Origin of the sequence: Streptomyces sp. P9-A2 (assembly GCF_036634175.1) — a bacterium.
GTDB classification, from domain to species: Bacteria; Actinomycetota; Actinomycetes; order Streptomycetales; family Streptomycetaceae; genus Streptomyces; species Streptomyces pratens.
The window spans coordinates 1644548-1661004 of sequence record NZ_JAZIFX010000001.1 but is presented as its reverse complement, the minus strand read 5'-3'; the positions used below and the strand labels follow the sequence as shown (position 1 = coordinate 1661004).

At 71.6% G+C, this 16457-nt stretch carries 16 protein-coding genes; 7 read left to right on the top strand and 9 right to left on the bottom strand.

Annotated elements, in window-relative coordinates:
- The first annotated feature begins 394 nt into the window (after positions 1-394).
- Both V4Y04_RS07515 and V4Y04_RS07510 read left to right on the top strand, forming a co-directional pair.
- Complete coding sequence (locus V4Y04_RS07515; RefSeq protein WP_332426523.1) at positions 395-1570, top strand: pectinesterase family protein; 1176 nt, start codon at positions 395-397, stop codon at positions 1568-1570.
- Entirely contained in the window at positions 1567-2667 is a 1101-nt protein-coding gene (locus V4Y04_RS07510) for a dienelactone hydrolase family protein (RefSeq protein WP_332426522.1), read from the top strand. The genes V4Y04_RS07515 and V4Y04_RS07510 overlap by 4 nt, the downstream gene beginning before the upstream one ends.
- 99 nt (positions 2668-2766) lie before the next feature.
- On the opposite strand, the gene V4Y04_RS07505 is transcribed toward V4Y04_RS07510, so the two are convergent.
- The 5 genes from V4Y04_RS07505 to V4Y04_RS07485 all read right to left on the bottom strand — a co-directional run bounded on the left by V4Y04_RS07505 (position 2767) and on the right by V4Y04_RS07485 (position 7151).
- On the bottom strand, positions 2767-3597 hold the full coding sequence (locus V4Y04_RS07505) for a pectate lyase (RefSeq protein WP_332426521.1): 831 nt from the start codon (positions 3595-3597) through the stop codon (positions 2767-2769).
- Between the two features lie 142 nt (positions 3598-3739).
- Entirely contained in the window at positions 3740-4609 is an 870-nt protein-coding gene (locus V4Y04_RS07500) for a hypothetical protein (protein ID WP_332426519.1), read from the bottom strand.
- The gene (locus V4Y04_RS07495) at positions 4606-5184 is read right to left on the bottom strand and encodes a SigE family RNA polymerase sigma factor (protein ID WP_332426517.1); all 579 of its coding nucleotides are present in this window, start codon (positions 5182-5184) and stop codon (positions 4606-4608) included. Before V4Y04_RS07495 ends, V4Y04_RS07500 begins: the two co-directional genes overlap by 4 nt.
- Positions 5185-5880: 696 nt before the next feature.
- Positions 5881-6375: a GNAT family N-acetyltransferase gene (locus V4Y04_RS07490; protein WP_332426515.1), complete on the bottom strand. Its 495-nt coding sequence runs from the start codon at positions 6373-6375 to the stop codon at positions 5881-5883.
- Positions 6376-6377: 2 nt separating this feature from the next.
- Entirely contained in the window at positions 6378-7151 is a 774-nt protein-coding gene (locus tag V4Y04_RS07485) for an IclR family transcriptional regulator (RefSeq protein WP_332426513.1), read from the bottom strand.
- A gap of 150 nt (positions 7152-7301) precedes the next feature.
- Here V4Y04_RS07485 and V4Y04_RS07480 point away from each other — a divergent pair, with 150 nt between their 5' ends.
- The 5 genes from V4Y04_RS07480 (at position 7302) to V4Y04_RS07460 (ending at position 12120) form a co-directional block, all read left to right on the top strand.
- The gene (locus V4Y04_RS07480) at positions 7302-8831 is read left to right on the top strand and encodes an aldehyde dehydrogenase (NADP(+)) (RefSeq protein ID WP_332426510.1); all 1530 of its coding nucleotides are present in this window, start codon (positions 7302-7304) and stop codon (positions 8829-8831) included.
- A 100-nt stretch (positions 8832-8931) separates the two neighbouring features.
- Positions 8932-9540 (top strand): DUF1349 domain-containing protein, encoded by a 609-nt coding sequence (locus tag V4Y04_RS07475; protein WP_332426508.1) that lies wholly within the window; start codon positions 8932-8934, stop codon positions 9538-9540.
- An 87-nt stretch (positions 9541-9627) separates the two neighbouring features.
- Positions 9628-10134 (top strand): GNAT family N-acetyltransferase, encoded by a 507-nt coding sequence (locus V4Y04_RS07470; RefSeq protein ID WP_332426506.1) that lies wholly within the window; start codon positions 9628-9630, stop codon positions 10132-10134.
- 74 nt (positions 10135-10208) lie between these two features.
- Positions 10209-10919, top strand: a complete 711-nt coding sequence (locus tag V4Y04_RS07465; protein WP_332432746.1) for a DsbA family oxidoreductase — start codon at positions 10209-10211, stop codon at positions 10917-10919.
- Positions 10920-11058: 139 nt separating this feature from the next.
- On the top strand, positions 11059-12120 hold the full coding sequence (locus V4Y04_RS07460; protein ID WP_332426503.1) for an aminotransferase class V-fold PLP-dependent enzyme: 1062 nt from the start codon (positions 11059-11061) through the stop codon (positions 12118-12120).
- A gap of 152 nt (positions 12121-12272) precedes the next feature.
- On the opposite strand, the gene thpD is transcribed toward V4Y04_RS07460, so the two are convergent.
- From thpD to ectA, 4 genes are all read right to left on the bottom strand, one after another.
- Complete coding sequence (gene thpD, locus V4Y04_RS07455; protein ID WP_332426501.1) at positions 12273-13184, bottom strand: ectoine hydroxylase; 912 nt, start codon at positions 13182-13184, stop codon at positions 12273-12275.
- Positions 13185-13190: 6 nt separating this feature from the next.
- Entirely contained in the window at positions 13191-13589 is a 399-nt protein-coding gene (locus V4Y04_RS07450) for an ectoine synthase (RefSeq protein WP_332426500.1), read from the bottom strand.
- Positions 13590-13757: 168 nt separating this feature from the next.
- A complete protein-coding gene (gene ectB, locus V4Y04_RS07445; RefSeq protein ID WP_332426499.1) occupies positions 13758-15029 on the bottom strand; it encodes a diaminobutyrate--2-oxoglutarate transaminase in 1272 nt (423 codons plus the stop codon).
- 88 nt (positions 15030-15117) lie between these two features.
- Complete coding sequence (gene ectA / locus V4Y04_RS07440; protein WP_332426497.1) at positions 15118-15624, bottom strand: diaminobutyrate acetyltransferase; 507 nt, start codon at positions 15622-15624, stop codon at positions 15118-15120.
- Between the last annotated feature and the right edge of the window lie 833 nt (positions 15625-16457).

Here is a 16457-nt window from a genome sequence, read left to right as displayed (position 1 = left end):
CGGGCGCGTACCACCCCCACTGTGGCGCGCGCCCGCCCCGCTCCGGTCTGCCCCGGTCCAGTCCAGTCCAGTCTGCTCTGCTCCGGTCTGCTCCGCCCCGCGCCCGCCCCGCCTCGCTTTGGTCCATTCCGCTCCAGTCCGCCCGTCGCCCCGGTCCCTCCTGCCCGTCGTCCCGTCCGACCCGTCCCGCACGCTTCGCCCCGGTCCGCCTCGCCCGTCGTCCCGTCTCGCGCGCTTCGTCCGTCGCCCTGCTCGGCTCCGCCCGCCGTTCCGGTCTGTACCGCCCGTCCTGTCCGGCGCCCGTCCGACCCGTCCCGCGCGCTTCGTCCGTCGCCCCGGTCCGCCCCGCCCGCCGTCCCGTCCGCCCGGTCCCGTACCGAAGGAGCACCCGCGTATGCCCCCGCACCCCGGCCGCCCGCTGCCGTTCTCCTCGCGCACGTCCCCGCCCGTCTCCCGACGGGGTCTCCTGCTCGCGGGCGCCTCGGCCGCAACCGCCACCGCGACCGCCCTCGCCCTGGCCGCGGCCCCCGCCCAGGCCGCCCACGGCCCGCGCCGCCCGTTCGGCCGGTACGGCTCGCCGGCCGACCGCCTGACCCCGAAGACCCTGTACGTCCACCCCGGCGGCGCGGGCGACTTCACCACCGTCCAGGCGGCCGTGACCGCCGCGACCGGCACCGGACGCGTCCTCGTCCTGGCCCCCGGCACCTACCGGGAGACGGTCTCCGTCGACGCCGACCGCACCGGCATGACCTGGATCGGCGCCTCGCGCGACGCCCGGGACACAGTGATCGTTCACAACAACGCGGCGGGCACCCCGAAGCCGGACGGCTCCGGCACCTACGGCACCTCCGGCTCCGCCACCACCACCGTGCGCCCCGACGGCTTCACCGCCCACCGGATCACTTTCGCCAACGACTGGCTGCGCACCGACCTCCCCGGCACCAGCGGCACCCAGGCCGTCGCCCTCAAGGTGCAGGGCGACCGCAGCGCCTTCACCCACTGCCGGTTCCTCGGCCACCAGGACACCCTGTACGCCGACTCCCTGTCCCTGGACACGTTCGCCCGCCAGTACTTCTCCCACTGCTACGCCGAGGGCGACGTCGACTTCGTCTTCGGCCGGGCGACCGCCGTCTTCGAGCACTGCCACTTCCGCACCCTGATCCGCCCGGACCTGACCGGCGCCCCGTACGGCTTCGTCTTCGCGCCCTCCACCGCCGGCGCCAACCCGCGCGGCTACCTCGTCACCAGGAGCACCGTCAGCAGCGAGGCACCCGACGGCTACTACAAGCTGGCCCGCCCCTGGGTGCCCAGCTCCGACCCCACCGCCCGCCCCATGCTCACCGTCCGCGACACCCGCCTCGGCCCCGGCATCGACGCCGTCGCGCCCTACACCACCATGGCAGCCGGGCACCCCTGGCAGGAGCAGCGCTTCGCCGAATACCGCAACAGCGGTCCCGGCGCCGTGGTCACCGTCCCGGAGAACCGCCCCCAGCTCACCCGGGCCGGGGCCGCCGCCCACACCCGCGAGGCTCATCTCGGCGACTGGCACCCCCGGCCGGCCGCGAGATGACCTCTCCCTCCGCCCCCGCCCCCGTCCCCGGCCCGCCGGGACTCCACCACGTGCTCAAGGACGACCTGACGTTCCCGCTCGCCTGGGGCACCTCACCCGTCCGGGACTTCGACGCGTGGCGGCGGGCGGCCCGCGGAAAGGTCGGGGAACTGCTCGTCGTCGACGACCAGGACGGCACCCCGTACGCGCCCGAGTTCACCGCGGGCCCCGCCGTCCCCGACGACTCCGGGGGGAGCGGCTTCACCCGCGAGTCGGTGACCCTCTCGCTCACCCGGTACGGCAGGACCCGCGGCGTGCTGCTCACCCCGTACGGCACCGGGCCCTTCCCGGCCGTGCTGCTCCTGCACGACCACGGCTCCCGCTTCGACATCGGCAAGGAGAAGTGCGTCCGGCCCTGGTACGACGACACCCGGCTCGCCTCCGCCGAGCAGTGGGCCGCGCGGCACTTCGGCGGACGCTTCGTCGGCGACGAACTCGCCCGGCGCGGCCATGTCGTGCTCTGTCTGGACGCCCTCGGATGGGGGGAGCGGGGGCCGTTGGCCTACGAACGGCAGCAGGAACTGGCGAGCAACCTCTTCCACCTCGGCTCCTCGCTCGCCGGACTCCACGCCCGCGAGGACCAGCGCGCCGCCGCCTTCCTGGCCGGCCTCGAGCGGGTGGACGCCGGCCGGGTGGCCGCCCTGGGCTTCTCCATGGGCGGCTACCGGGCCTGGCAGGCGGCCGCGCTCAGCGACCGCATCGCGGTCGCGGCGAGCGTGTGCTGGATGACCGGCCTGAAGGAGATGATGGTGCCCGGCAACAACACGCTGCGCGGGCAGTCGGCGTTCCACATGCTCCATCCCGGTCTCAGCCGGCACCTGGACATCCCCGACGTGGCGAGCATCGCCGCACCCAAGCCGATGCTGTTCTTCCACGGCGGGCACGACCCGCTGTTCCCCGCCGACGGTGTGCGGACCGCCTACGACAAGCTGCGCGCCGTGTGGCACTCACAGGGCGCCGGGCACCGGCTGCGGCTGAAGACGTGGCCGGACCGCGGCCACGTCTTCGACGAGGAGATGCAGGACGAGGTCCACACCTGGCTCGCCGCCGTCCTGTGACGGTGCGGGCCGGACGCGGGCCGGTTGCCACGGGGGCGGGGCCGCCGTCCCGCTCCATGAGGGGACGGCGGCCCGGCGCCGGTCAGGTGTCCGACGGGGTCACTTGTACGTGATGTCCGAGTCCGAGAACTTGCAGTACTTCCCGTCGGCGCCGGAGCCGAGGTCCTTCGGCTCCTTGCCCGTGTTGTTGCCCTGGTAGCGGGTGCAGGTCTTCATCTTCTTCTTGCCGTCCCCGTGGATGCGGATCTGCGACAGCGTGGCGGTGTCCCCGTAGTTGGTGTTGATGCCGACGATCGACTTGCCGGGAGCCGTCAGGTCGATGTCCTTCAGCACGATCGTGCGCTTGTACTGCGTCTTGCAGTTGCCGCAGGAGCGCACCAGCTTGCCGAAGTCCTCGACCTGGAAGCCGCTCACCGTCAGCGTGCCGGCGCCGTTGAACTGCAGCACCTTGTCGTCGGCCTTCCTCGCGCCGCCGCCGATCACCTTGTACTGCGCCGAGGACGACTTGCCCTTGAAGCTGGCGGCGTCCTCGCCGACGTCCAGCCACCACACGTTCTGCAGCGTGCAACTGCCCTTGCAGTGCACGCCGTCGGCGGCGGGGGTGCCGATGATGACGTTCTTGAGCGTGGCGCCGTCGGCCAGTTCGAAGACCGGGTCCTGGCCCTCGTCCTGGCTGTCGCCGCCCAGGGAGCCGGTGCCGTAGTACTTCTTCATGCCGCCGTCGAGGGTCCCGGAGACCGGGACGGTCTTCGAGACCGGCTTGCCGCCGGTGTCCGAGGGCCACGAGGAGGCGGCGCTCGCGGTGGACAGCATCGTCGAGGTGAAGATCGCCGCACCCGTGACGCCGAGCGCGGAGACTCCGGCGATCACCGCACGCCTCCTGCCGGTCCGGCGGCGGTGGGAGACGGGCTGTTCGGCTCGTGCAGTCATGCTTGTTCCTTGCGTGAGGAGAATCGTTTCGCCTCTTGGTTGCCGCACGGCGGGAAAGGGTTGCCGCGACCGGGAGTATTTTTTCCGGCTCCTTCCGGGCCGTCGCCGCCCCGCGGGCGAACGACGGGGCTCGCACCGGACCTCAGTCGCCCCGGGCCGCGAAGTCGCCGCCGACCAGAAGCCGTTCGGATCCGACGGCAGCCGTAGCGGTGTACGTGTCGGCCCTGGCGTCCCGGCCGCCCCGCGCGTGGTCGTACTGCCCCGCGAAGACCCACTCGCCCGGCGCGACCGTACGGCCCTTCCTTAGCGTCCAGGTGTAGACGACGAAGCCGCCCCGTTCGCCGGTCGTCAGGCTGAAGTCCTTCTCGGGAAGGGAACGCCAGGCACCCGTGGAGGAGACCCCGCCGGTCTGCGCGATCCGCAGTTCCACGGTGAGCGCGGTCAGCCGCTCGGCGGTCTTCAGGGTGACATTGCTCTGCGCCCAGAACTCGTTGCTGTGCCGGTCCACCGAGCCGTCCGACCACAACGGCCCGTCCTCGACGCCCCCGGACTGTGGAGCGGCCCCCGGGGCCTTCGCCGTGGGCGTCCCCGTCCCCGTCTCCGCCCCCGGCGTCCGGGCCGGTGCCGAACCCGGCTCGCCGGTCTCCTCGGGAGCGTCCGCCGACGGCCGCGCCGGAGGAAGGGGCGCCCGGCTCGTCGCGTCCGGTGACGGCGCGGGCTCCGAGGTCGGCGAGACCGCCACCTGCCGCTGCGCGGGAGGCTCCTCGTCCGTCACCACGGACGCGACCGCGAAGCCGCCCACCGCGAGCACTCCGCCCACCGCGGCCGTCGTGCCCACCACCCGGAGCCATCCGAACACCGGCGGGCGCGTGGCCCGGCGGTCGGGCCGTGCCGGGCCGGCCATGCCGCGTTCGACCCGGGCCAGAATGCGCTCCCGGTCGGGCTCGTGCTCCCCGGCCGCCTCGTGCAGCCGGGCGCGCAGCTCGTCGTGCACGTCCCGACGCATCGTCATCGGTCCCTTCCCGTGTCCTCGCCGACGGGTTTCCCCGGGCACCCCACCGCGGCGTGCACCCGCCGTGGCACCTCCGCCGTGCCCAGCAGCCGCTGCAGTTCGGCCATCCCCTTCGAGGTCTGGCTCTTCACCGTACCCACCGAGACGCCCAGGGCGAGCGCGGTGTCCTTCTCCGACAGGTCGAAGGCGTGCCGCAGCACCACGCACGCCCGCTTGCGGAACGGCAGCCTGCGCAACGCCTCCCGCACATCCACCACGCCCGCGACGTCCGGGTTCTCGGCCCGCTCCTCGCGCTGCGACCAGAACAGGGCGATCCGGCGCCGCTCGCGCACCGCGCTGCGTATACGGGTGCGGGCCAGGTTGGCGACCACGCCCCGCGCGTACGCCACCGGATGGTCGGCGGCGCGCACCCGGTCCCAGCGGTGCCACAACGCCAGCAGGGCGTCCGCCGCCAGGTCGTCGGCGGTGTCCGCGTCGCCCGTCAGCAGGGCGGCCAGCCGCGACAGTTCGGCGTAGTGACGCTCGAAGAAGGCATGGAACTCCACGGAGGCGGCGTCGTCGATGAGCGTGCCCATGGGCCACCTCCCCTCGCTGCGGTTCCGGGGCCCGTGAGCCCCGGCACGTGACGGTGCGTGTCATGTAGATGACATGTGAACGTCCGGAGTGGACCGGCCGCGAGATCCGGAGCGTAGCAGTGATCATCCAGGGGCCCGTCCGGAGGTCCGAACGGTGAACGACAGGCCGTCACCCGGATCCGTACCACGAAGCGCGTCCGAACGCGATCCGACGCGGGTGCGATCCGGTCGGCATCCACTCATGGACCGATCGGGCGTCGGTGAGCACCAATGCCCGCCGGCAACCACTCGGGTGCCGAGGAGAGTTCGCCATGTCCGACTCGCCACAGGCGGCCGGCGAGCCGGACTCCCGGCCCTCTGATCCAGGCGGTGCCGGGCGGGGCGAAGGAGATCCACCGGCTCCTGCGGGGACCTCGACCCTGTTCCCGGTGCACTTCGCGATCGACCCGATCGAGCGGATCCCGGGTGCGCGGCAGGGCCTGTCCGACGGTCGGCGGGGCGTGTCCGGTCCGGCGGCACGGGCGGACCCGGCGCCGACGGAAAGCGACGGACCGCCCCGGGGGGATGGGGCGGCCCGTCACATGTTCAGACGGCTGTTCGGCCGGAAAGGTTCAGCGCCTTGACGAATTGATCGCCCGGAACCGGATATCGGGCAACCGGCCGCCCGGAAAACGCCGTTCGGGGGAGCGGCAGGGATCAGCCGGCCGTCGCGAGGACGCGCACGAGGACGAGTTCGTCGGTCTCGGCGCCCCGCGCCGGCGCGTACCCCGTCTCCCGCGCGACGACCCGGAAGCCGCACTTCTCCAGGACCCGCAGCGACCTCGCGTTGTCCGCGGCCACGCGTGCGTGCAGCGGACGCTCGGTCACCTCGGCCGGCAGGGCGCGCAGGGCGGCGGTGGCGATGCCCCTGCCCCAGTACGCGCGGTCGACCCAGTACGTCACCTCGCGCCCGCCCACCGTCCCGTACACCGCCGCGTGGCCCACCACGTCACCGTCGCACAGCACCGTGCGTGCGACGACGTCCGGCGCGGTGCGGATCCGCGCCCAGTGGGCCTCGAAGGCCTCCCGGTCGGCCGGGTCCTCGGCGGTGAAGGCCGCCATGCGCAGGGACTCCGGATCGTTCGACCGGCGGTAGAAGACCGGCAGGTCGCTGTCGTGCACCGCGCGCAGGGCGATCTCCGGGCCGGTCACGGTCAGAGCCTCCGGGTGGCCAGCGTCAGCCGGTCGCGCGCGTCGAACAGGGCGTCCTTGACCATCTGCTCGTGTGCGGGGGTGAGCCGGGCGACCGGCACCGAGCAGCTGATCGCGTCCCGCGCGGGGGTGCGGTACGGGATCGCCACCCCGAAGCAGCGCAGCCCCAGCGTGTTCTCCTCGCGGTCCACCGCGAAGCCCTGCTCCCGCACCTGGTGCAGCTCCCCGATGAGCTTCTCCCGGTCGGTGATCGTGTGCTCGGTGAGGGCGGGCAGCGTCTGCGGGAGCATCTTGCGCACCTGCTCGTCCGTGTACGTGCTCAGCAGCGCCTTGCCGAGCGACGTCGAGTGCGCGGGCAGCCGGCGGCCGACCCGGGTGAACGGGCGCAGATAGTGCTGCGACTGCCGGGTGGCCAGATACACCACGTTGGTGCCGTCGAGCCGGGCGAGGTGGATCGTCTCCGTGGTGTCGTCCGACAGCCGGTCCAGCGTGGGCCGGGCCGCCGCCACGACCTCGTCCCCGTCGATGTACGACGTGCCCACGAGCAGCGCCCGCACGCCGATGCCGTACCGCGTGCCCGTCGCGTCCGTCTCCACCCAGCCGAGGTCGACGAGGGTGCGCAGCAGCATGTAGAGACTCGACTTGGGGTAGCCGACGGCCTCCTGGACCGTCGCCAGGGAATGCATGCCGGGGCGCCCGGCGAAGTACTCCAGCAGTTCAACGGTCCGCACCGCGGACTTGACCTGCGCGCCGCCGCCCGTCTCGCCAGCCGACATGCCCTTGACCCTTCGTTCGACGAGGAGCTGAAGTTATAGTCTCCAACAGCATATTCATCATCAGAGACAGCGTTCAGTATATCGAACACTCCTGGTGGATGACGTACATACTGCGGCATTGCAAGCGGCAGTCGAGCGGAGGGACTCGCGGTGGCAGCAGCACCAGTCTGGAGTGTCGACCCCCGAACCGGGAAGCAGCGCGAACAGGTCGCGGTGGAGGCCACGGCCCAGGAGGTGGACGCCACCGTCCGGGCCGCCCACGAGGCGCGGGGCGCGCTGGCCGACCGCACCGTCCGCTCGGCCTTCCTGCGCTCGGCCGCCGGCGAACTCGAGGCCGCCAAGGGCACGCTCGTCGAGGTCGCCGATGCCGAGACCGCGCTCGGACCGGTCCGCCTCAACGGCGAACTCGCCCGCACCTGCTACCAGTTGCGGGCCTTCGCCGACCTCGTCGACGAGGGCGCCTTCCTCGACGTCGTCATCAACCACCCCGACGACACCGCGACCCCGCCCGTCCCGGACCTGCGCCGCCACAAGGTCCCGCTGGGTGTCGTAGCCGTCTACTCGGCCTCCAACTTCCCCTTCGCCTTCTCCGTCCCCGGCGGCGACACCGCGAGCGCCCTCGCGGCCGGCTGCCCCGTGGTCGTCAAGGCCCACCCCGACCATCCCGGCCTGTCCGAGCTGGTCGCCAAGGTGCTGCGCCGGGCGGCAGCCCGGCACGACATCCCCGAGGGCGTACTCGGTCTGGTGCACGGCTTCGAGGCCGGCGTCGAGCTGGTCCGGCACCCGCTGGTCACGGCGGCCGGCTTCACCGGCTCGGTACGCGGCGGACGCGCCCTCTTCGACGCGGCGGCCGCCCGCCCGGTCCCGATCCCGTTCCACGGCGAACTGGGCTCCCTGAACCCGGTCCTCGTCACGGAGGCCGCCGCCGCCGAGCGCGCCGAGGAGATCGGCGCCGGGCTCGCCGGTTCGATGACGCTCGGCGTCGGCCAGTTCTGCGTGAAGCCGGGTCTCGTCCTCGCCCCGGCGGGCGCGGCCGGCGACCGCCTGGTCAAGTCCCTGACCGACGCCGTCAGCGACACCGACGCCGGGGTCCTGCTCGACCACCGCATGCGCGACAACTTCGTCGCCGGCGTCGCCGAGCGGGCCCAACTGCCCGACGTGGAGTCCCCGGTGACACCGGGCGCGGGCGGCGAGCACACCGTCAGCGCCGGCTTCCTCACCGTCCCGGCGAGCAGACTCGCCGCGGAAGGCGAACACGACCTCCTTCTGGAGGAGTGCTTCGGCCCGGTCACCGTCGTGGTCCGCTACGAGGACGACGCGGAGGTCCGCTCCGTCCTGACCCGCCTCCCCGGCAACCTCACCGCCACCGTCCACCTCTCCGAGGAGGAGGGCGCGGGACAGGGCCGGGGCGCGGAGATCCTCGACGAGCTGACCCCGCTCGCCGGCCGGGTACTCGTCAACGCCTGGCCGACCGGTGTCGCGGTCGCCCCCGCCCAGCACCACGGCGGCCCCTACCCGGCGACGACCTCCACCTCCACCTCGGTCGGCGGCACCGCCATCGAGCGCTGGCTGCGCCCCGTCGCCTACCAGAACACTCCGCAAGCCCTCCTGCCGCAGGAGCTGCGGGACGACAACCCGCTCGGGCTGCCCCGTCGGTTCAACGGCCGCCTGGAGCGCTGACCGCGCCCGGCGGGGCAGGTCCACCGCGTGCACAGGGGCCCGTCCGGCACGATCCGCCGGGCGGGCCCCGCGCGGGCGGGGGACCTGCGAGACTCCTCCCATGGACGTCGAGCTTCCCCAACTGCCTTTTCCCCTGCGCACCTACGGTCCCGACGGGCACTGGTCCCACGAGGACGGCATCCTCACCGGCTGGGCCGGACCGCGCCAGGACCGCTTCGTACCGCCCACCGGGGAGTCACTGGACTCCGCCGCCGACGCACCCCGTCTCCTGGGCGCCCCCGAGGGCGACTTCCAGCTGATAGCCCGGGTCACCGTCGGCTTCTCCGCCGCCTTCGACGCCGGAGTGCTCTACGTCCACACCGGCGAACGGAACTGGGCCAAGCTGTGCCTGGAGTACTCCCCGGACGTGCCCACCGTGTGCACGGTCGTCACCCGGGGCCACTCCGATGACGCCAACTCCTTCACCGTGGACGGCAGTTCCGTATGGCTGCGGGTCAGCCGCACCGGCCGTGCCTTCGCCTTCCACGCCTCCCTCGACGGTGAGCACTGGACCTTCGTCCGCCTCTTCACCCTCGACGCGGAGAAGGAGACGGGAGCCGCCCTCGTCGGCTTCATGACCCAGTCCCCGATGGGCGAGGGCTGCGTGGTCACCTACGACCACATCGAGTTCCGGCCGAACTGGCCGCAGGACCTGCGCGACGGCAACTGAGAGCGGGAGCGGCGGAGCCCCGGGACCCGGTCGGGGAGCGCCGCCCGCCGGGGAACCGCCGTCCCGGCCGCGCATGTCCTGAGCCGCATGACCACAACGCATCGGACGGCGGACTCCCCCGTGATCAGGACCGCCCTCGCCGCCGAGGCCGCCGACATCGCCGCGCTGCATCTGCGGGCCCGCTCCACGTACTACCCGGACGGCATCCCCGACGACGGCACCGACTGGCCGGCCGTCTGGCGGGAGGCGATCGCGCGCCCCGACGGGCGGGTGCTGTGCGCGGTGCGGGACGGACGCCTGACCGGCCTCGCCTCCTTCCGCACCCCGCCGGGCGCCCCCGCCGGCACGGTCAAACTGTTCCAGTTCCACGTCGACCCCGGCCACTGGCGCACCGGGACCGGCACGGCCCTGCACACGGCCTGCGTCGCGGAATGGCGGGCGAACGGCCTGCGCACCGCCGTACTCGACGTGCACGTCGACAACCACCGGGCCCAGGCCTTCTACGCCCGCCTGGGCTGGACCCCCGACCCGGCACATCTACCCGCTCCCGACGACCACCACCTGTTCCTGCGTTTCGCGGTGCCCGGGGAATGAACCGCACCGGTTGAAGGTTCACACAGTCGGCGGAGGGAGTCTCCGTGCCCCACGACTGGGAGAGTGCCTCAACGATGCGTGTCGAGATCTGGTCGGACATCGCCTGCCCCTGGTGCTACGTGGGCAAGGCCCGCTTCGAGAAGGCGCTCGGCGAGTTCCCGCACCGGGACGACGTCGAGGTGGTGCACCGCTCCTTCGAGCTGGACCCGGGCCGGGCCAAGGACGACATCCAGCCCGTGCTCTCGATGCTCACCCAGAAGTACGGCATGAGCCAGGCGCAGGCCGAGGCCGGCGAGGACAACCTGGGCGCCCAGGCCGCCGCCGAGGGGCTGCCGTACCGCACCCGGGGCCGCGACCACGGCGGCACCCTGGACATGCACCGCCTGCTGCACTTCGCCCGCGAGAAGGGCCGCCAGGTGGAGCTGCTCGACCTGCTCTACAAGGCGAACTTCGCCGAGGAGCGGTCCGTCTTCGGCGACGACGAACGCCTCCTCGAACTCGCCGGCGCCGCCGGCCTCGACACCGACGCCGCCCGCGCGGTCCTCGCCGACCCGGACGCGTACGCCGCCGAGGTGCGCGAGGACCAGCGGGAGGCCGCGGAACTCGGCGCGCGGGGCGTGCCCTTCTTCGTCCTCGACCGCACGTACGGCGTCTCCGGCGCCCAGCCCGCCGAGGTGTTCACCCAGGCACTGACCCAGGCCTGGGACGCGCGTCCGCAGCTGAAGATCGTCGAGGGTGAGGCGGAGGCCTGCGGCCCCGACGGCTGCGCGGTGCCGCAGACCTGAACCGGCCGAGCCGAAACCGCCGAGCCGAACCCACCGTGCCACGTCTTTGCAGGTCAGGGCGTATTCATAAGGGTTCCTTGGCGGTTTCGCGCAGAACAAGCCGATGGACGGGGAGATCCCGGGACCGCAGAGTGGTCCCATGAAGAACTTAGAGACCTTCGAGCATCTCGTCCGTGCCGAGTTCACCCCGAAGAGCACCTTCCTGAACACCGCCACCAACGCCCTCCTGCCCGCCCGTACGGTGACCGCTCTCCAGGACGCGGTGCGGCTGAGGGCGGAGGGCCGTCCGCTGGATCCGCTGTACGACGACGTCGAGGCGAGCCGGGCCGCGTACGCCCGGCTGGCCGGCGTCCCCGTCGAGCGCGTGGCGGTCGGGGCCACCGTCACCCTGTACACCGCGCTGATCGCGGCCTCACTGCGACCGGGCGCCGAGGTGCTCACCGTCGAGAACGACTTCGCCTCGGTGGTCAACCCGTTCCACGTCCGCGGTGACCTCAAGGTGCGGGCCGTGCCGCTGGAGCGGCTCGCCGAGTCCGTCGGCCCGGACACCGCCCTCGTCGCCGTCAGCGCCGTACAGTCCGCCGACGGCCGGATCGCCGATCTGCCCGCGCTGCGCGAGGCGGCCCGGGAACACGGCGCGCGCACCTATGTCGACCTCTCCCAGGCGATCGGCTGGCTGCCGGTCGACGCCGACGGCTTCGACTACTCCGTCGCCATCGTCTACAAGTGGCTGCTGGGCCCGCACGGCGGAGCCTTCCTGGCCGTACCGGAGGACTTCGGCGACCTGGCCCCCGTACAGTCGGCCTGGGCCGCGGCGGAGAAGCCCTGGGAGAGCGCCTACGGGCCCGTCGCCGAACTCGCCCACTCCGCCCGCCGGTTCGACACGAGCCCCGCCCTCTTCACCTACGCGGGGCTGCGGGCCTCCCTCGAACTCATCGAGGAGATCGGCGTGGACGCCGTGCACGCCCACGATGTCTCCCTCGCCGACCGCTTCCGCGCGGGGCTCGTCGCGCTGGGCCACGAGCCCGTGCCCGCACCCGGTTCGGCCATCGTGTCCGTGCCGGGACTGGACCGTCTCCAGCCGGAGCTGAGCAGGGCGGGATTCGCCCTGTCCGCCCGGGCCGGCCGTCTGCGGGCGTCCTTCCACCTCTACAACACCCCGGCCGACGTGGACCGGTTGCTGGAGGCGCTGCCCGGCTGAGCCCGGCGCCGGCGCCGGCGTTCGCGTTCGCGTTCGCGTCCGCTTCCACGGACACGGCAGCGGGCCGGTGCCCCCCGTCCCACACGAGGAGGCCCGGCCCGCAGTCATGGCCCCGACGGCGTATTCACGCCGGCGCGTTCAGGCCGAGGTGCTCACTTCACCGGAGTGAAGTCCCGGGCCCCGATGTAGTCGGGCCGCCGGACCGGCGCCGCGAACGGCTCCACGGCCGTGTTGTCGACGCTGTTGAACACAATGAACACGTTGCTGCGCGGGAACGGTGTGATGTTGTCCCCGGAACCGTGCATGCAGTTGCAGTCGAACCAGGTCGCCGAGCCGGCCCTGCCGGTGAACAGCTTGATGCCGTACTCGGACGCCAGCGAGGTCAGCCCCTCGTCGGTGGGGATGCCCGCGTCCTGCATCTGCAGCGACTTCTTGTAGTTGTCCTTCGGCGTGGCCCCCGCACACCCGAGGAACGTCTTGTGCGACCCCGGCATGATCATGAGCCCGCCGTTGGTGTCGAGGTTCTCGGTGAGCGCGATCGACACCGACACCGCCCGCATCCGCGGCAGACCGTCCTCGGCGTGCCAGGTCTCGAAGTCCGAGTGCCAGTAGAAGCCACTGGCCCCGAAGCCCGGCTTGACGTTGATCCGTGACTGGTGGACGTACACGTCGGAGCCGAGGATCTGCCGGGCCCGGCCGACGACGCGTTCGTCGCGCACGAGCCGCGCGAACACCTCACTGATCCGGTGGACCTCGAAGACCGACCGGATCTCCTTGGACTGCGGCTCGACGACCGACCGGTCGTCGGCCCGGATCGCCGGGTCGGAGACCAGCCGGTTCAGTTCGTCCCGGTAGACGGTGACCTCGTCGTCGGTGATCAGCTGATCGATGGCGAGGAAGCCGTCACGCTCGAACGATCCGAGGTCGGCCGGAGCGATCGGACCGGGGGCGTCGGGGGCGCCCCAGACGACCGGGTCCTGCCGGGGCGTGAGCACCTCGGCGTTGCCTCGGGTGGGATAGAGGTCGGGGACGTGAGTCTGGGTGCTGGTGGTCGCGGTGGTCATGGAACCTCACACCTCCTCGGTGAGCAGCGGGTATACGCCGTTCTCGTCGTGGTCCTCCCGTCCGGTCACGGGTGGGTTGAAGACGCAGAGGCAGCGGAAGTCCTTCTTCACCCGCAGCGTGTGCTTCTCGTGCCCGTCGAGGAGGTACATCGTCCCGGGCGTGATCGTGTGCGTCAGCCCGGAGTCGTGGTCGGTGAGTTCTGCCTCTCCTTCCACGCAGACGACGGCCTCGATGTGGTTCGCGTACCACATCGTCGTCTCCGTACCGGTGTACAGGATGGTCTCGTGCAGGGAGAAACCGACGTTCTCCTTGGCGAGGACGATGCGCTTGCTCTCCCAGGTACCGGACGCGGACTTCACGTGCCGGTCGGTACCTTCGATCTCCTTGAAGGAACGGACAATCACGGTGCTGCGATGCCTCCTCGGTGGTGGTGCTGGTACTGCCTGCCGGCTGTCCGGGTCCCGGGCCTCGGCCCGGGACCCGGACGGTTCGGCAGACGATTCAGGTGGTCACCCTGGTCCGGGTGGCCCGGACCGGCCGGAACATTCCGGCGGTCAGGACGGTCAGGACGGTCAGGCGGTCTCGCGGACGGCGCGGGCCAGTGTGGTCAACCCCTCGTCCAGTTCCTCCGGCGTGATGGTCAGAGCCGGGAGCAGCTTGACGACCTCGCCCTCCGGGCCGGACGTCTCGATCAGCAGCCCGAGCTCGAAGGCGCGCGCGGCGATGCGTCCGGCCCGCGCCTTGTCGTGGAACTCCATGCCCCACACGAGCCCGCGACCGCGGTACTCCTTCACGGCGGCGGGGTTCTCCTCGGAGATGGCGGCCATCGCCTGCTCCACCTGCTCACCGCGGGCCCGGGTCTGCTTCTCCATCGCCGACCCGTCGGCCCAGTAGGCCTCCAGGGCGGCGGTCGCCGTGACGAAGGCCGGGTTGTTGCCGCGGAAGGTGCCGTTGTGCTCGCCCGGCTCCCAGATGTCCAGCTCGGGCTTGAACAGGGTCAGTGCCATCGGCAGTCCGTAGCCGCTGATCGACTTGGAGACGGTGACGATGTCGGGCGTGATGCCGGCCTCCTCGAAGGAGAAGAAGGCGCCGGTACGGCCGCAGCCCATCTGGATGTCGTCGACGATCAGCAGCATGTCCTGGCGTTCGCACAGCTCGGCCAGGGCACGCAGCCACTCGGGCCGGGCGACGTTGATGCCGCCCTCGCCCTGCACCGTCTCGACGATCACCGCGGCGGGCTTGTTGAGGCCGGAGCCCTGGTCCTCCAGGAGCCGCTCGAACCACAGGAAGTCCTCGACCGCGCCGTCGAAGTAGTTGTCGAACGGCATCGGCGTGCCGTGCACCAGCGGGATGCCCGCCCCGGCGCGTTTGAAGGCGTTGCCGGTCACGGCGAGCGAGCCCAGCGACATGCCGTGGAAGGCGTTGGTGAAGGACACGATCGACTCGCGCCCCTTCACCTTCCGCGCCAGCTTCAGCGCCGACTCCACGGCGTTGGTGCCGGTCGGGCCCGGGAACATGACCTTGTACGGCAGGTCGCGCGGACGCAGGATCCAGTTCTGGAAGGACTCCAGGAACGCGCGCTTGGCCGTCGTCGACATGTCGAGCCCGTGCGTGACGCCGTCCCGCTCCAGGTAGTCGATCAGCGCCCGTTTCAGCACGGGGTTGTTGTGGCCGTAGTTGAGTGAGCCGGCTCCGGCGAAGAAGTCGAGGTACTCGTGGCCGTCCTCGTCGTACATGCGGCTGCCGTGCGCGCGGTCGAATACGGTGGGCCAGCCACGGCAGTAGCTGCGCACCTCGGACTCAAGGGTCTCGAAGACGCTCAGATCGGGCTGGGTGATGGTCACGACGAATCGCTCCTCAGTGGCGTGGGAAGTCAGAGGGAGTTCGGGGCCGGCGAAGTGGCGCACGGGTCCGTGTGCGTGGGGCCGGTGGTCAGGGGGAGAGGGGACCGATGCGGTACAGCACCTCGGGGTCGTGCGGTCCGTCGGGGAACTGCTCCGCCTCGAAGAGCACCTCGCGCTCCAGCCGGGCCCCGTGGCGCTCGGCGAACGCGGTGAACAGGCGCTCGGATGCGGTGTTCCCCGGTGTGATGGTGGTTTCCACGGTGGTCACTCCGTGTTCCGCGACGGTTCGTGCGACCAGACCGTCGAGCAGGGCGGCGGCCAGGCCACGGCCGCGGTGCCTCTCGTCCACCGCGACCTGCCAGACAAGCAGGGTCTGCGGGCTGTCCGGCCGTACGTATCCGGTGACGAAGCCGATCGGCTCCCCGCCGGCGTCACGTGCGACGGCGGATGTGGCGGCGAAGTCCCGGCACCACAGGAGATAGCTGTACGACGAGTTCAGGTCGAGGGTTTTCGAGTCCCTTGCTATCCGCCACAGCGCGGCTCCGTCCGCCAGGGCGGGGCGGTCGATTTGCGGGTCTGCTTGTGCGGCAGTCATGTGAATTGAACTTACCCAGGTAAATTCGAAATTGCATCGGCTGCCGGGGTTACCTGAGTGGCTTGTCCATGTTATCGCGCGAGCGTGAAGCCGCAAGCGGAAGCCTGGTTGAATGCCCCTGTTCGGGCGGGATTTAAGCCATGAACCGGGCGTCCTGTGGAGCTGGTCACAAGTCCGTAACTCCCGCGATGGTGTCTGGGATGTGCCGGTTCGGGTCTGCGAAAAATCGATGCGTTTAAGGTTGAAGAAAGGGGGCAGAAGATGATGGGAAGCTGCCCTGGGAAGTAATATTGAAATAAGCGGAAGAATGGCAGGGAAGAATACCCGTGAGCTGCTTCCGATAATCCCATGAATTTACGCTCGGTCCCCGCGTTCCATTCTGTTACGTCGGCGTCACGCTGTGATGTCGTCCCGGATGCGCCCCGGATGCGTCCCGGATGCGCTCCGGAAAAGGACCGGCACCGACCGTCACGGTCGACGTGACACCCCGGCCGGGTGAGGAGGGCGTCCCGCCGGGTGGTGCGGCCGATCAAGGCGCCGGAATCCGCAGGTCGGGGACGGTGGCTCCGTCGGACCGGGCGTTCGACTCGCCTCAGCGGGGCGCCTCGTGGACCGCCGCCTCCCCGGAGACCGTCAGGAGCCTCGTACCGGAACGCGCAACGCCTGACCCCCCCTGCACCGCGACGCGGGACACGACCCGGGTGAGTGCCCGGCGCGGTCCGGCCCCGGGGCGTGTCCGGGGCGGCCCGTCCACGGTCCGCCCCGATGCCGTCCGGTTCACACTTCCGCGCGCGATTTCCCCTCACTCCCGGCTTCCCGGCGCCGGATCGTGC

What these genes read in the sequence shown, in the direction of transcription:
- V4Y04_RS07485 (WP_332426513.1), bottom strand. Translation starts at nt 7,151, where the DNA reads ATGTCGGCTGGCGAGACGGGCGGCGGCGCGCAGGTCAAGTCCGCGGTG.
- V4Y04_RS07510 (WP_332426522.1), top strand. Translation starts at nt 1,567, where the DNA reads ATGACCTCTCCCTCCGCCCCCGCCCCCGTCCCCGGCCCGCCGGGACTC.
- V4Y04_RS07460 (WP_332426503.1), top strand. Translation starts at nt 11,059, where the DNA reads ATGAAGAACTTAGAGACCTTCGAGCATCTCGTCCGTGCCGAGTTCACC.
- V4Y04_RS07500 (WP_332426519.1), bottom strand. Translation starts at nt 4,609, where the DNA reads ATGACGATGCGTCGGGACGTGCACGACGAGCTGCGCGCCCGGCTGCAC.
- V4Y04_RS07515 (WP_332426523.1), top strand. Translation starts at nt 395, where the DNA reads ATGCCCCCGCACCCCGGCCGCCCGCTGCCGTTCTCCTCGCGCACGTCC.
- V4Y04_RS07475 (WP_332426508.1), top strand. Translation starts at nt 8,932, where the DNA reads ATGGACGTCGAGCTTCCCCAACTGCCTTTTCCCCTGCGCACCTACGGT.
- V4Y04_RS07465 (WP_332432746.1), top strand. Translation starts at nt 10,209, where the DNA reads ATGCGTGTCGAGATCTGGTCGGACATCGCCTGCCCCTGGTGCTACGTG.
- ectA (WP_332426497.1), bottom strand. Translation starts at nt 15,624, where the DNA reads ATGACTGCCGCACAAGCAGACCCGCAAATCGACCGCCCCGCCCTGGCG.
- thpD (WP_332426501.1), bottom strand. Translation starts at nt 13,184, where the DNA reads ATGACCACCGCGACCACCAGCACCCAGACTCACGTCCCCGACCTCTAT.
- V4Y04_RS07470 (WP_332426506.1), top strand. Translation starts at nt 9,628, where the DNA reads ATGACCACAACGCATCGGACGGCGGACTCCCCCGTGATCAGGACCGCC.
- V4Y04_RS07505 (WP_332426521.1), bottom strand. Translation starts at nt 3,597, where the DNA reads ATGACTGCACGAGCCGAACAGCCCGTCTCCCACCGCCGCCGGACCGGC.
- V4Y04_RS07495 (WP_332426517.1), bottom strand. Translation starts at nt 5,184, where the DNA reads ATGGGCACGCTCATCGACGACGCCGCCTCCGTGGAGTTCCATGCCTTC.